Below are 15,052 nucleotides of genomic sequence, written 5' to 3'. Positions count from 1 at the left end.
AGGCATGAGCAACAGCAACACGACTTACGCAGATTGGATCGCGGTCGATTGGGGCACGACGCATCTGCGCGCATGGGCGATGGTGGGTGATACCGTCAAAGCCGAAGCCTTTAGCGAAGATGGCATGGCGACCCTGACCCGCGATGGGTTCGAGCCCGCGTTGCTGCGCTTGGTGGAGCCTTGGTTGGACACAGCGCCGATGCCGATTGTCGCCTGCGGCATGGTCGGCGCGCGGCAAGGCTGGTTCGAGGCCCCCTACGTGGCCGTTCCTACCAAGCCCGGCGACCTCTCCGTCGTGTCCGCGCCCACCGAAGATCCTCGCCTGAACCTGATGATCGTGCCTGGCCTGAAGCAAGCCGACCATGCCGATGTGATGCGAGGCGAAGAAACCCAGATTGCGGGCTTTTTGGCGTCGAACAAGGATTTCGACGGCGTGCTTTGCTTGCCCGGAACGCACGCGAAATGGGTGCGCATCTCGGCCGAAGAAGTCGTCAGTTTCCAGACCTGCATGACCGGAGAGATGTTCCAACTTCTGTCCGAGAAATCTGTCCTGCGCCATTCCATCGCGGCACGCGGCGACGCGCCCGAGGCCTTTGTGGAAGCCGTGTCCGACATCATCTCGCGCCCTGAAAAGCTATCTCAACGCCTGTTCGGGTTGCGCGGGGAAAACGTTCTCAACGGTCTTGATCCGGTGACCGCGCGGGCGCGCCTTTCCGGCTATCTGATTGGGGCTGAACTGGCGGCAACCAAGCCCTATTGGTTGGGGCAGGACGTGGCGCTGGCCGGAAGCCCCGCCCTTGTCGCGGCCTATGCAGCAGCCTTGAAAACCCAAGGGGTGGAGGCGCGCAGCTATGACGCCGCCCCTTTGACTCGCGCGGGTCTTGCCCGTGTCCACGCGACCATGACGGAGTCTGTCTGATGTCTCGCCCCCTGATTGCGATCCTTCGCGGGATCACCCCACCCGAAGCTGTTCCTATGGCCGAGGCGCTGATCGGTGCCGGGATCGACCGGATCGAAGTGCCCCTGAACTCTCCTGATCCGCTGGAAAGCATCGGCGCGATGGTCGCGGCTTGTGGTGACCGGGCGCTGATCGGGGCGGGGACTGTTCTGACGACCGCCGATGTGCAAAGCGTGGCCGATGTAGGCGGCAAGCTGATCGTTTCGCCTAACGCCGATGTCGCCGTGATCCGCGAGACCAAGCGCCTTGGCCTGCAAAGCTTCCCCGGAGTGATGACCCCCACGGAATGCTTCGCGGCCCTGCAAGCCGGCGCCGATGGCTTGAAGATTTTCCCCGCCTCCCTGCTTGGCCCCAAGGGTCTTCAGGCGGTGCGCGCGATCCTGCCCAAGGGCACGCTCGTGTTTGCCGTGGGCGGCGCGGGCGCTGAGAACTTCGGCGAATGGATCGACGCCAGCGCTGACGGCTTCGGCATCGGCTCGGCGCTATATAAGCCGGGGCTGAGCGTGGATGACGTGGCCCGTCGCGCCCGCGCGATGGTCGAGGCCTATGACACCGCCACCAAAGGCCCCCTCGTATGACAATCGAGGTGTTTGACGACCGCGCCTGCACCTTGGGCGAAGGCCCGCTGTGGCATCCGACAAGACAGCAGTTGTTCTGGTTCGACATCGTCGGCAAGCGCCTTTTGACGCGCACGGAAGACGGCCCGCAGGAATGGCAGTTTGACCGCCATGTCTCGGCCGCCGGTTGGGTGGACCACGACCGCCTTCTGATCGCCTCGGACGTGGACCTGTTTGTGTTTGATCTCATTGAAGAGACCGAGACATACCTCGCCCCCCTGGAAGTCGATAACCCCGTGACCCGCTGCAACGATGGTCGCGCCGACCCGCAGGGAGGTTTTTGGATCGGCACCATGGGCCTGAACGCCGAGGCCGGGGCAGGGGCGCTTTACCGCTACTATCGCGGGGAGGTTCGGCTTCTGCGCGATAAGGTCACGATCCCCAACGCCACCTGTTTCAGCCCCGATGGCCGTTTTGCCTATTTTGCCGACACCGCCAAGAACCGGGTTTGGCGCTATGGGCTGGATGCCGAGGGCTGGCCGGAAGCGAAGCCGGACCTTTTCCTTGATCACCGGGATACCGGCTTGAACCCCGATGGCGCCGTGGTCGATGCTAAGGGCAATTTCTGGTGCGCTGAATGGGGCGCATCGCGGGTGGCTTGCTATGATCCATCCGGAGAACTTGTAGAAGAATTGACCCTCCCTGTGCCGCAACCCACATGCCCTTCCTTCGGGGGCGGGCACCTTTATGTCACCACGGCCCTCCAGGGCTTGCCCGATGACGCCTTCGACACAGCCCCCCAGTCGGGCAAGACCCTGCGCGTGGCAACGGCGGTCCAAGGCCAAAAAGAACACCGAGTAATTCTATGACCCTACAGCGCACTCTTGGCACCTGTTACTATCCCGAACATTGGCCCGAGGAGATCTGGGCCGAGGACGCCGCCCGCATGGCCGATCTTGGCCTCACCTGGGTTCGCATCGGCGAATTCGCGTGGAGCCGTCTGGAACCCACCCCCGGAGACCTGCACTTTGACTGGCTCGATCGGGCCATCGACGTACTGCATGGCGCGGGTCTGAAGGTTGTGCTTGGCACGCCCACCGCCACCCCGCCCCGTTGGATGCTGACAAAACACCCCGACATGCTGGCGGTAGATGCCGCGGGGAACCCGCGCAAGTTCGGCTCTCGCCGCCATTACTGCTTCTCTCACGACGGCTACCGGGCCGAATCCGTGCGTATAACCACGCTGCTGGCGGAACGCTTCGGCCACAAGGTCGAGGCATGGCAAACCGACAATGAATACGGCTGTCATGATACGATCTACAGCTACTCGGACCCGGCCCGCGTGGCGTTCCGCGACTGGCTGGCGCAGACCTATCAATCCACCGATGCCCTGAACCGCGCGTGGGGGAATATCTTCTGGTCGATGGATTACGACAGCTTTGATGACATCGATCTGCCCAATCTCACGGTGACAGAACCCAACCCGTCCCATGCTCTCGACTTCCGCCGCTTCTCCTCCGATCAGGTGGCGCGCTTCAACGCGGCCCAAGTCGCAGCGATCAAGCAGCACTCAGACGCGCCCATCAGCCATAACTACATGGGCCGGATCGTGGAGTTTGACCACTTCGCCACCGGCCGCCAGATGGAAATCGCCACATGGGACAGCTACCCCCTTGGCTTTCTCGAGGACCGGCTAGAGGCCACGCCCGAACACAAACGCCGCTATGCCCGCCAGGGCGACCCGGATTTCCAAGCCTTCCACCATGACATCTACCGTGCCGTAGGTCGTGACCGATGGTGGGTGATGGAACAGCAACCGGGCCCGGTGAACTGGGCCCCCCACAACCCCGCGCCGCTGCCGGGCATGGTGCGCTTCTGGACTTGGGAGGCCTTTGCCCACGGCGCCGAATGCGTCGCCTACTTCCGTTGGCGCCAAGCCCCCTTCGCACAAGAACAATATCACGCGGGCCTCCTGCGCCCTGATAGCGCCGAGGCCGAAGGCTTCGCCGAAGCCGCCGCCGTGGCCCGTGAACTCAAAGACATGCCCTCTGTGGAAATCGCCCAAGCGCCCGTGGCGCTTGTGTTTGACTACGCCAGCGCTTGGGGTTGGTCTGTGCAACCCCAAGGGGCGGGATGCGACTACTTCCGTCTGGTGTTCGAATTCTATCGTGGCTTGCGGAAACTGGGCCTCTCGGTAGATATCTTGCCGCCCGATGCAGCCTCTCTCGTTGGCTATGCGCTCGTCCTTGCGCCGGGCGTCCTCACCCTGTCCGAGTCCCTCAAACAGGCACTCGCCGCCACCAACGCGCAAGTGATCCTCGGACCGCGTACCAACGCCAAGACCCATAACCTCAGCACGCCCATTCCCTTGCCTCCGGCGATCTCCGGCCTCAACGCCACGATATCCCGCGTCGAAACCATCCGGGCCGACATGCCGATCCCGGCCCAAGACGATGGCCACGTGAAGCTCTGGTTCGAACAGCTAGACACCACGGAAACCGCCACCGAACGCACCCAATCAGGGGCTCCGATCCTGATCCAATCCGGCAATACAGCCTACCTCTCCGGCTGGCCGGATGAGGTGCTGCTCAAGCGCATCCTGACCCGTGCCGCCAGCGCCGCTGGCCTCTCCCCCCAAGACCTTCCGCAAGACATCCGCATCCGGGACACAGGCCAAACCCGGTTCACCTTCAACCACGGCCCCGAACCCGTCACCTTCAACGGCGAAACGATCCCGCCTGCGGGCGTCACCTGGACGTAGGCACCCGGCGCTCCTTCATCTTGGCCATACAACTCTCGGGGGTCCGGGGGGCGAGCCCCCCGGCTGGTCGTCCCGGCCAAAGCCGGGGCGACACCTTAGAAACCCTTAAATACCGTCGATACAGACGTATTTCGTCTCCAGATAATCTTCCAACCCCTGCGAGCCGCCTTCTTTCCCAAGGCCGCTCTCTTTCACGCCGCCAAAAGGCGCTTCCACCGTTGTGATCAGGCCCGAGTTGATCCCGATCATCCCGTATTTCAGCCCCTCGTTCAGACGGAACGCACGCCCCAGATCTGAGGTAAAGGCATAGCTCGCCAATCCAAAGACGGTGTCATTGGCCATCTCGATGGCCTCTTGCTCGGTTTCAAACTTGAAGACCGGTGCCAGCGGCCCAAAGATTTCCTCTTGCGCAAAGGCCATGTCCTGGGTCGCACCGGTAATCACCGTCGGCTCATAGAACGACCCGCCCAAAGCATGCGCCTTGCCGCCGCAAGCGACACTGCCGCCTTTTGCTGTCGCATCGTCCAGCAACTCTTGCACCTTGGCGACGGCATCGACGTCAATCAACGGCCCCTGCTCGACGCCGTCTTCGCGGCCATCACCCACTTTCATCGCTTTCGTTGCCGCCACCATTTTTTCGACGAACGCATCATGGATGCCCGCCTGCACATAAATCCGGTTTGCGCAGACGCATGTTTGGCCCGAGTTGCGGAACTTGGACACCATCGCCCCCTCCACAGCCTTATCCAGATCGGCATCATCGAATACAATGAACGGCGCGTTGCCGCCCAATTCCATCGAGACTTTCTTGACCGTATCTGCCGACTGGCGGATCAATTCCTTGCCCACTTCGGTCGAGCCGGTAAACGTCACTTTCCGCACCTCTGGCGCGTCCATCATCGCGCCCGCGATCTTCCGCGCCGATCCAGTCAATACGTTCACTACGCCCGCGGGATAGCCGACTTCTTCAGCCAGTGCCGCCCATGCAAGGCCCGAGTAGGGCGTTGCCGTTGCGGGTTTTGCCACCACTGGGCAGCCCGCCGCCAGCGCAGGGGCAATCTTTCGGGCCAACATCGACGAGGGGAAGTTCCAAGGCGTGATCATCCCCACAACGCCCACGGGATGCTTGGTCACCAAAATCCGGCGTCCGTTCACGCCCGCAGGCACGATTTCACCCTTCGCGCGGCGTGCTTCTTCGGCAAACCAGCGCACGTATTGCGCTCCGATGCCGATCTCGCCTCTGGCCTCGGCCAGGGGTTTGCCCATCTCGATGGTCAGCAGTTCTGCCAAAGCTTCCTGATTATCCATCAATGCATCGTGCAACTTCCACAATAACCCGACCCGATCCATCAACGACATCGCGGCAAAGTCACCAAAAGCGCCCTGCGCGGCAGCAATGGCACGCTCGGTCTCGGCTGTGCCGCAGTTCGGGACATGCCCGATCACTTCGCCCGTGGCGGGGTTGGTCACGTCGATGGTGTCGCCGCTGTCAGCATTGACCCATGCGCCATCCACATATGCCGCTTCTTTCATCCATGCTTGCCAATTTGCCATCCTAGGCCTCCATTCTGTCGTACCGCGCTTCGCGCCGATTGAGGGGTGTTCCGTTCAAGATTTGCCACTTCCTATCACGGTGAAGCGGCTTCTGCCCACGCTAACTCTGCATGCTCATCATGCGGGCTACATCCAGCATACGGCAGGAAAATCCCCATTCGTTGTCGTACCAGCCAAACACCCGGAGCATTCCCCCCTTGGATCGTTTGATCTCGGGGCCCGCCACAATCAGCGACTCGGGGCGCGCGCGATGGTCCGAGCTGACAAGGGGCTTGTCGGTGTAGCCAATCACGCCGTCCACACGTTCTTGCAGCAGCGCGCGCGCCGCTTCGGCCTTGGGCATTTCGCGCGTCATTACCGCTAAGTCCACGCACGATACAGAGGCCGCAGGCACCCGCACCGCGGAACCGGTGATCCGGCCTGCCAAATGTGGCAAGACAACATCCACCAACTTCTCGGCTGAGGTTGTCGTGGGCACCATCGACAAGGCCGCCGCCCGCGACCGGGCCGGGTCACGCATAGGCATATCCACCGTGGGCTGGCTGCCGGTGTAGCAATGCACCGTTGTCATCAAGGCGCTGTCGAGGCCCCATTCCTCGTCGATCAAGCGGACCAAGGGCGCGATGGCATTGGTGGTGCAGGACGCGTTGGAGACGATCCGATGATCTGGCCGTAACGCTTCATGGTTTGCGCCCAAAACCAAGGTTAAGTCAGCATCCGGTGCAGGGCCCGAAATAAGTACCCTGCCAGCGCCAGCATCCAAGGCGGCTTCGGCCACATTCCGCGTACCGCGCCCGGTGCATTCCATCAGGATATCGACGCCGGAAAGGTCCAATGCCCCGGTGTCGCGTTCTTGTGTCAGAGGGATATGGCGACCGTTCACGATCAGATCGCCGTCAACAATCGCAACGTCGCCGGGAAAGGCCCCAAAGACGCTGTCGAACTCAAACAAATAGGCGCAGGTTTCAGGGGCGGCAATATCGTTAATCGCCACGATTTCAACGTCGGGCCACGTCGGACCAAGCCGCCCGCCGCCCAAGGCCCAAGCCCGTAGAACGGATCGTCCGATCCGGCCAAAACCGTTAATCGCCACTCGGATGGTCATGGGATGCCTCCTATGGGCCGAGTGATGCACCCCTACCGCCCCATGCGCAAGGGACGCGCAGGGGTGGTGTTATGGGATTTAGTGATTGGCTTCAGTGGCGTTTGTGATGGTTCGTGGGGGCAGGTGGCCCTACCGCCCCACCTTTCCGGCGCCGTCTGGCAAAGGTTGCCCCGCATGGGCCGCCGCCGCTTTTGCCAAGGCCGCAGCGACCTCTGCGCCGGGAAGGCTCGTCTTTCGGGTGGTCAGATTAACATGCAAAAGCAGGCTTTCCACGGTCGCAGCCAGTGCTCCATCACCGCGAAACAATCGGTGAAACAGGTGCAATTTCTTGCCTTCGGCGTTCAGCACCAATGTCTCGGCCCGAAGGGTATCGCCTGCAAGAACCTCATCCAGATAGCGGACGTGGTTCTCTACGGTGAAGTAACTGCGCCCGCTGGCGATGTAATCGGCGTCCGCCCCGACCATTTCCATGAATCGATCCGAGGCTTTTGAACCGGCCTCCAGATAGTGTGTCTCGTTCATATGGCCGTTGTAATCGGTCCAGCCCTGCGGCACCTGCCGGTCCAGCGTCACGGGCAGTTCGGCCTTGGGCAGAGTCGCTTCATGGCGGGCCACAACGCCCCCTGCGCCCGAGCCGGAGTGCTTCAGCGCCCGCATAATCCCCACAAGATTGTCATCGCGCAGACGCTCAAGCTCTCGGATGCTAAGGTGGCCGGATTGCGCGTCCGATTGGCCAGCGATCAGGTCGACAAGCTCGTCGGTGAATTCGGGCACATCCATCAGCTTGGTCCAGGGCCATGTCAGGCAAGGACCGAACTGCGCCATGAAGTGTTTCATGCCCGCCTCTCCGCCCGCCACGCGGTAGGTCTCGAACAAGCCCATCTGCGCCCACCGAAGGCCAAAGCCCATGCGGATGGCCTCATCAATTTCCTCGGTGGTGGCGATACCGTCTTTGACCAGCCACAGGGCCTCGCGCCAGACGGCCTCTAGGAAGCGGTCGGCAATATGTGCGTCGATCTCTTTGCGGACGTGCAGGGGGTACATGCCAAGGGTTCTGAGCGTTTCCGCCGCTTTGGCACAACGGTCCGCGTCGCCGACCAACTCGATCAAAGGCAGCAGATAGACCGGATTGAAAGGATGGGCGACGATGACGCGCGCGCCTTTTTCAGTCAGCTCCGAGGGTTTGAAACCGCTGGTGGATGATCCGATAACAGCGTGTTCCGGTGAAAGGGCCGTTAGGTCTGCGTGGACCGTGTGTTTGATAGAGAGCCGTTCCGGCACACTTTCCTGGACCCAATCCGCACCCGTACAAGCCTCTGCCAGATCATCGGTGAAGGACAGCGTGCCTTCCGCTGGTAGGGCTGTGTCATAGAGAGAGGGCAGAGCGCGCCGGGCGTTGTCCAAGACCTCGCCAATCTTGCGTTCGGCTTCCGGGTCGGGATCGAAGACCGTGACATCCCACCCATTCAACAAGAACCGCGCGGCCCATCCGCCGCCGATGACGCCGCCGCCAATGATCGCTGCTTTCATGGGGTTACACTCCGGGTCAGTTGGGTGAGGTCATAGCCGTTGAAATCAAGCACTTCGCGGGCGGCCGTCAGACGATCGGCGGGAATGTCGGGGTCTCGGTTCAAGATCCACCCCACGCGCCCGCTTGGACTGCCGACAACTGCGGTGCGGTAGCCCTCATCGACCCAAAGCACCCAATAGGGGGCGGCCACGGGGACGCCCTGCAAACGAACAGATAGGCGACCAAGCCCTTCATCCGTGGCAGTGCCCGTGATTGTGCCAGAGGGCTGCCCGTTGGCATCAAGGCAAGTATTCGTCACAGCCAAGACGCCCGGTGCGTCGGTAAGCGCGTAGTCGGCAATTGCACCGGGGCAATCCTCTTGGAACGGGTTTGGGTAGCGCGCCACCTCATACCAGCGCCCCACATAGCGGGTCGGATCGAAGTTGGCGGAGGACGCTATAGTGACGTTATCGTCGCGGTAGGACGGCCCCACGACCGCCCCGCACGACGCGACTGCGAGGAGGGCTGGAACAAGCCCGAGAAGAGTAGGATTCATTTCGGTGCCTGCTTGGTCAATCCAAGGTTTTCACGGACTTGGGCGGGGCCAATGATCTTGGCGCCCATCCCCTCAATAACCCCCGCGGCGCGTTCCACAAGCTGCGCGTTGGTCGCGAGAACTCCTTTGTCGAGCCACAGGTTATCTTCCAACCCCACACGCACGTTCCCGCCCGCCAGTACCGAAGCGGCCACATAAGCCATCTGGTTGCGTCCCAAGGCAAAGGCGCTGAACGTCCAATCATCGGGCACATTGTTCACCATCGCCATGAAGGTGTTCAAATCGTCAGGTGCCCCCCAAGGCACGCCCATGCACAGTTGGACCAAGGCGGGGCTGTCGAGCACGCCTTCCTTCACCAGTTCCTTCGCGAACCACAGATGCCCGGTATCGAACGCCTCAATCTCGGGCTTCACGCCCAGATCGGTCATCATCTGCCCCATCGCCCGCAACATGCCGGGGGTGTTTGTCATCACGTAGTCGGCCTCGGCGAAGTTCATCGTGCCGCAATCAAGCGTGCAAATTTCGGGTAGGCATTCGGCAATATGGGCCACACGCTCTGCCGCGCCGACCATGTCTGTGCCCTCTCGGGTGGGGAGCGGCGCATCGGTGGGGCCGAAGACGATATCGCCGCCCATTCCAGCGGTAAGGTTAAGCACCACGTCAACCTCAGCATCTCGGATGCGATCGGTCACTTCCCGATAATAGGCCAAATCCCGTGATGGCGTGCCTGTCTCCGGATCGCGTACGTGGCAATGTACAACCGCAGCCCCTGCCTTCGCGGCCTCGATCGCGCTATCGGCAATTTGTTTAGGGGAGCGTGGCACATGAGGGCTACGATCTTGAGTGGAGCCCGAACCGGTCACGGCGCAGGTGATGAAGACATCTTTGTTCATGGTCAGTGGCATGTGATTCCCTATGTCGCTGCTGCGTTTTCGTACGAAAACGCATGTGTGAATTTTCGTACGAAAATTCGTTACCGCCCTTTCCAAACCGGATCGCGTTTCTCGGCAAATGCCCGCGCGCCTTCCAGTTGATCTTCTGATCGGTAGAGCTTCTCGACGGTTTCAAACTGGCTCTTGGTGATTTTGTTCAACGCATCTTGGAACTTCATATCTTCCGCCTCGCGCACCACTTCCTTGATCGCGGCGTAGACAAGGGGGGGGCCACTGGCCAGCAGGTCCGCCATTTCTCGGGCTTGATCCATCAGATCCTTCGCCGGCACGATCCGGTTTATCATTCCCCAGCGGGCGGCCTCTTCGGCATCCAGCCAGCGACCGGTGAACAGCATTTCCATCGCGATGTGATAGGGGATGCGCTTCGGCAGCTTGATCGAGGCCGCATCGGCCACAGTACCGGACCGGATTTCCGGCAAGGCGAAGCTGGCATGATCGGCGGCCAGAATAATATCCGCGCCCAAAGCCAGTTCCAGCCCGCCGCCACAGCAGATGCCGTTCACCGCGGCGATCACTGGTTTGTTCAGCCCGCGCAACTCTTGCAGGCCTCCGAAACCGCCGACGCCATAATCCCCATCCACGGCGTCGCCATCGGCGGCGGCTTTCAGGTCCCATCCGGGGCAAAAGAACTTCTCTCCCGCGCCTGTCACGATCGCCACGCGCAGGTCGGGGTCGTCGCGGAAGTCGGTGAAGACCTCTCCCATGACCCGGCTGGTTGCCAGGTCGATGGCGTTCGCTTTTCCCCGGTCAAGCGTGACTTCCAGAACGTAGCCCCGGCGGGTGGTTTTGATGGGCGTGTAGGTCATGGGGCCTCTCTTAATTGGATCAGGGCGTCGGCGGCGACGGCGCGGGTGGGAGTGCAGAGAAGCGGGTTGATCTCAACCTCAACAACGTCCTGCGAATGGGCGGTTACATATTCCTGCACGGCGAGTACTGCGCTGGCAATCGATGTGATGTCGGCGGGGGGCGCCCCGCGGTATCCCTTCAGGCGCGGGGCTAAACGCAAGCGGGAAAGTGCCGCGGTGATCTCCTCGGCAGAGCACGGCAATAGCAGCTGCGTGGTGTCGTCAAGAATCTCGGTTAACGTACCGCCAGCGCCTAGCGTTAGAACGAACCCGTGGGCCGGATCGCGCACTACACCTATCAAGAGCTCGATGGCCGGTGCCGTAACCATTTCTTCTACAAGAAATTCATCCGAAGGCATCCTTTCCGCCGCCGCAACGATGGACTCGGTGGTTAACCCCAAGCGGACCGCCCCGGCCTCCGTCTTATGGGCGACACCCATGCCTTTCAGCACGACCGTACCGCCAAGAGATGCCGCCGCTTGTGCTGTTTCATCGGCGCCATTCACCAACAAGGAAGCAGGAACTTGTAAACCAAAATACGCCAGCCGCCGCTTGGCCTCATCTTCGCTCAGCGTCACACTAGGCCCGTCCACGCCCGGCAATAGAACCGGCGCCGACGTCTCAAAGCGGCCTAACCGGGCGGCCACGGCAATCGCTTCCAAAGCCTCCGTAAACCCAGACATCGGCACAATTCCCCGAAGGATCATGGTCTGGGCTAAGGCTTCCGGCATCGTGTCGGGCAAGCTGGACAGGATCGCAATGGGGCGGCCCGTGGCCTTTTGCGCATCAGCTACGGCTTCAATGACCAAGTCCCAATCCGGTGCAGGGCAGCGATCGGGCCGAGGGAAATCAAGCACCACGACCCCCAAGGCCAAGGTCTCATCCATCATGGCAGCGAAACACGCCGTCATCGCGGTTCGGTCCGCCCAGATGTAGGTGTGATAGTCCAATGGGTTTGCCAAGGCGACCTTGGGACCAAGTGCCGCGCGCAAGTCAGTCCGTTGCCGCTCCGACAACTCGGGGAAATCTACGTCAAAAGACAACGCGGTGTCCGCGATCAAACAGGCCTCGCCCCCGGAACATGACATGGAGGCGATGCGATTGGACGTCAAAGGCCCGGTAACATGGAGCAGCTTCAACGCTTCTAGCAGGGCAGACAAACTGCTGACTTGCCCAATTCCAATCTTCGCCAGTAATGCCCTCGCGCCTGCGTCACTCCCCGCCAGCGATGCCGTGTGGGATACCGTCGCGGCCTGTGCCTGCTCTGACGCACCCACCTTCAACGCCACGATCGCCTTACCCAGAGCGCGCGCCCTGTCTGCCAGTGCCTCCAACCGGCGAATGTCCTGTATCCCTTCAATGTGCAGCCCCAGCGCTGTAACGCGGGGGTCATCCAGCAACGCCATGCCAATCTGCGCCAAATCCCTCTGCGCCTGATTGCCCGCCGTGACCACATAGGCCAGCGGCAAACCCCGGGTTTGCATCGTCAGGTTGATCGCAATATTCGACGACTGCGTAACAATCGCTACGCCTCGATCCACGGGCACCATTCCGTGATAATCTGGCCACAAGGCGACGCCATCCAGTGCGTTGACCAAGCCGTAACAATTGGGCCCAAGGATCGGCATCTCTCCCGCCGCCTCCAGCAAGGCCGCCTGCTTGTCCGCCCCGTCGGACAGCTCCTCAACCGCCTCCTGAAAGCCCGATGCAAAGCAGATCGCCCCTCCGGCTCCCATCGCCGACAACGCGGCGATCACCTCGACCGTAGCCAAACGGTTCACGCCGACAAAGGCGGCATCCGGCGCCGCGGGCAGCGCCTCCACGGACCCAACCGCGGTCAGGCCTTGGATCTCTACCTTCGTCGGATGGACGGGCCATATCTCACCGGTGAAGCCGATCTTTTGGCATTCCCGAATGACACTCTCACACCATACGCCTCCCCCGATCACAGCGATCGAACGCGGCTTCAACAATCGGTCCATCGCGCGCCCCTGCTTCATCTTTTCAAAAATATCGTGGGGGTGCGGGGGGGAACCCCCCGCTTGGTCACTTTGCATCGCAAAGGGAAATCTACTCTCATGCGCCCAAGGGCCGAAACAGGTCACGACTTATGATGTGCCGCTGAATTTCAGAGGTGCCATCCCAAATCCGCTCGACCCGCGCGTCACGCCAGAACCTCTCAATCGGGAAGTCATCCATCAACCCCATGCCGCCGAATATCTGCAACGTGGTATCGGTTACGCGCGCCAGCATTTCCGTCGCATACAGTTTGGCCGAGGCAATCTCCCGGTTCGCCGGAAGGTCCTTGTCCAACCGCCAAGCCCCCGCCAACGTTAGATGATCTGCGGCGTCGATCTCGGTAATCATATCGGCGATCTGGAAACTGACGCCTTGGAACTTGGCGATCTGTTGCCCGAACTGCTTGCGTTGCGCGGCATAGTCCACGGCCATGTCAAAGCACCGCCGGGCCCGCCCCACGCTAAACGCGGCCACCGTCAGGCGCGTCGCATAGAGCCATTCGTTCATCACCGCAAAGCCGCCATCGACTTCGCCCAAGACCTGCGCATCGGGTAGCCGGCAATCATCAAAGGTGAGGATGCAATTCTTGTAGCCCTTGTGGCTTACGGAATTATATCCCTCGCGCACCTCAAACCCCGGGTGGCCGCGATCCACAAGGAAACAGGTGATCCGCTTCTTGGGGCCACGGGGTGTCTCATCCACTCCAGTTGCCACAAAAACAATAAAGAAATCCGCGTGCTCTGCGCCCGAGATGAAGTGCTTGGAGCCGTTCACCACCCAATCCCCGCCGTCACGCACGGCCGAGCATTTCATCCCCCGCACGTCCGACCCGGCATCGGGTTCGGTCATGGCCAGCGCATCCATCCGCTCGCCTCGCACGGCCGGCAGAAGATAGCGCTCAACCTGATCGCCTTCGCAGGCCATCAAGATATTCTGTGGCCGTCCGAAGAAATGGGTAAGCGCCATGGACCCGCGCCCCAACTCTCTCTCGACCAAGGTAAAATCCAGATGTGACAGACCGGCACCGCCCACGCTTTCCGGAAAGTTGCAGGCGTAGAACCCAAGGTCGATGACCTTTTGCTTGATCTCCAGCCCCAGTTCCAACGGCATGTGGCCCGTCCGTTCAACCTCGGCCTCATGGGGGTAGATCTCATTTTCCACAAAGCTGCGGACCGTGGATACGATCATTTCCTGTTCGTCGCTCAGGCCGAAATCCATATGCGCCTCTCCCCTGCATTCGGGAACATGGTTAGGCCTCGTTTTGTACTCTACGTTGCTGTATGCGTTGAAATCATGCCGGATACGTATTCAATGTTGCTGTTCGAGGGGTTCTCAAACCTCTGCCTTGCCAATGCGGTGGAGCCCCTGCGGGCGGCCAATACGCTGGCACGGACAGAGCTTTACCGGTGGAATTTCCTGTCCCTTGATGACGCGCCCGTCTGCTCCTCCAGTGGGTTGCCCGTGCAGGCAACGCAACTGTCCTCGCTGCTGTCGGGATCGCATCTGTTCGTGATGCCAAGCTACGGGCACGAGGCGCTTGCCGTCCCCGCCACCGCCCGCGCGCTTCGCGCGTCCGCAAGGCGGTTTGATACGATGGTGGGGTTGGACACCGGCGCCTATCTTTTGGCCTATGCTGGCCTGTTGGATGGCCGCCGCGCGACGTGTCACTGGGACACTTTGGGGCAGGCCGCAGAGACCTTCCCCGAGGTCGACTTCACCGAAGATCGCTTTGTTATCGACGGCAACCGGGTCAGTTGCGGCGGGGCAAGTACGACGCTGGAGCTGATGTTAGAGTTGATCGAGCGCCGCCACGGCTCGGCCCTATCGCTTGAGGTGGCCGCCCTGTTCATGTACGGAGAACGCCCCCCGGACCTTGATCCACAGCGGCTAATCCCCACCCACCGGACGGTCAAAGCAGCCGCTGCCCTGATGCGCCGCCATGTGGAAGCGCCGCTTGGGATCACGGCATTGGCCGCCGAACTAAACCTGACCCGTCGCGCGTTAGAAATCGCGTTCCAAGCCCATGCCGGGATGTCCCCCGGCGCGCTCTACCGCAGCATCCGCTTGGGCGAAGCGCGGCGCAGGCTAGAGCAAACCCGCGACAGCGTGTCCGAGGTCGCCTTGCGCTCGGGCTACCGGGATGCCACGGCTATGGCTCGGGCCTTCAAGGCGGAGTTTGGGATCACCCCGTCAGCTGCCAGATTGGCTAGGAAATCCAAGGGCGCATAGAGTCC

At 61.5% G+C, this 15,052-nt stretch carries 13 protein-coding genes; 5 read left to right on the top strand and 8 right to left on the bottom strand.

Going from position 1 to position 15,052, the window contains the following annotated elements; all coding sequences use genetic code 11:
* Nucleotides 1-4: 4 nt before the first annotated feature.
* The 4 genes from K3728_16900 to K3728_16885 are packed head-to-tail and all read left to right on the top strand — an operon-like array spanning nt 5 to nt 4,276.
* Nucleotides 5-919: a 2-dehydro-3-deoxygalactonokinase gene (locus K3728_16900; protein UWQ95335.1), complete on the top strand. Its 915-nt coding sequence runs from the start codon at nt 5-7 to the stop codon at nt 917-919.
* A complete protein-coding gene (locus K3728_16895) occupies nt 919-1,536 on the top strand; it encodes a 2-dehydro-3-deoxy-6-phosphogalactonate aldolase (GenBank protein ID UWQ95334.1) in 618 nt (205 codons plus the stop codon). The genes K3728_16900 and K3728_16895 overlap by 1 nt, the downstream gene beginning before the upstream one ends.
* On the top strand, nt 1,533-2,384 hold the full coding sequence (locus K3728_16890; protein UWQ95333.1) for an SMP-30/gluconolactonase/LRE family protein: 852 nt from the start codon (nt 1,533-1,535) through the stop codon (nt 2,382-2,384). Before K3728_16895 ends, K3728_16890 begins: the two co-directional genes overlap by 4 nt.
* On the top strand, nt 2,381-4,276 hold the full coding sequence (locus K3728_16885) for a beta-galactosidase (protein UWQ95332.1): 1,896 nt from the start codon (nt 2,381-2,383) through the stop codon (nt 4,274-4,276). Before K3728_16890 ends, K3728_16885 begins: the two co-directional genes overlap by 4 nt.
* A 105-nt stretch (nt 4,277-4,381) precedes the next feature.
* On the opposite strand, the gene K3728_16880 is transcribed toward K3728_16885, so the two are convergent.
* From K3728_16880 to K3728_16845, 8 genes are all read right to left on the bottom strand, one after another.
* On the bottom strand, nt 4,382-5,809 hold the full coding sequence (locus K3728_16880) for an NAD-dependent succinate-semialdehyde dehydrogenase (GenBank protein ID UWQ97602.1): 1,428 nt from the start codon (nt 5,807-5,809) through the stop codon (nt 4,382-4,384).
* Between the two features lie 121 nt (nt 5,810-5,930).
* Nucleotides 5,931-6,935 (bottom strand): aldehyde dehydrogenase, encoded by a 1,005-nt coding sequence (locus tag K3728_16875; GenBank protein UWQ95331.1) that lies wholly within the window; start codon nt 6,933-6,935, stop codon nt 5,931-5,933.
* Nucleotides 6,936-7,064: 129 nt separating this feature from the next.
* Complete coding sequence (locus K3728_16870; protein UWQ95330.1) at nt 7,065-8,465, bottom strand: carnitine 3-dehydrogenase; 1,401 nt, start codon at nt 8,463-8,465, stop codon at nt 7,065-7,067.
* Nucleotides 8,462-9,001 (bottom strand): lipocalin family protein, encoded by a 540-nt coding sequence (locus K3728_16865; GenBank protein UWQ95329.1) that lies wholly within the window; start codon nt 8,999-9,001, stop codon nt 8,462-8,464. The genes K3728_16870 and K3728_16865 overlap by 4 nt, the downstream gene beginning before the upstream one ends.
* Nucleotides 8,998-9,906, bottom strand: a complete 909-nt coding sequence (locus K3728_16860; GenBank protein ID UWQ95328.1) for a 3-keto-5-aminohexanoate cleavage protein — start codon at nt 9,904-9,906, stop codon at nt 8,998-9,000. The genes K3728_16865 and K3728_16860 overlap by 4 nt, the downstream gene beginning before the upstream one ends.
* Nucleotides 9,907-9,974: 68 nt before the next feature.
* Nucleotides 9,975-10,760, bottom strand: coding sequence for a crotonobetainyl-CoA hydratase (gene caiD, locus K3728_16855; GenBank protein ID UWQ95327.1), 786 nt, complete (start codon nt 10,758-10,760; stop codon nt 9,975-9,977).
* Complete coding sequence (locus K3728_16850; protein UWQ95326.1) at nt 10,757-12,781, bottom strand: acetate--CoA ligase family protein; 2,025 nt, start codon at nt 12,779-12,781, stop codon at nt 10,757-10,759. The genes caiD and K3728_16850 overlap by 4 nt, the downstream gene beginning before the upstream one ends.
* A gap of 94 nt (nt 12,782-12,875) precedes the next feature.
* Nucleotides 12,876-14,036, bottom strand: coding sequence for an acyl-CoA dehydrogenase family protein (locus K3728_16845; protein ID UWQ95325.1), 1,161 nt, complete (start codon nt 14,034-14,036; stop codon nt 12,876-12,878).
* Nucleotides 14,037-14,111: 75 nt separating this feature from the next.
* Here K3728_16845 and K3728_16840 point away from each other — a divergent pair, with 75 nt between their 5' ends.
* Entirely contained in the window at nt 14,112-15,047 is a 936-nt protein-coding gene (locus K3728_16840) for a helix-turn-helix domain-containing protein (protein UWQ95324.1), read from the top strand.
* The last annotated feature ends 5 nt before the right edge of the window (nt 15,048-15,052 follow it).

Source organism: Rhodobacteraceae bacterium M385 (assembly GCA_025141835.1).
Taxonomy (GTDB): domain Bacteria; phylum Pseudomonadota; class Alphaproteobacteria; order Rhodobacterales; family Rhodobacteraceae; genus Gymnodinialimonas.
This window is presented reverse-complemented; position numbering and strand designations above follow the sequence as displayed.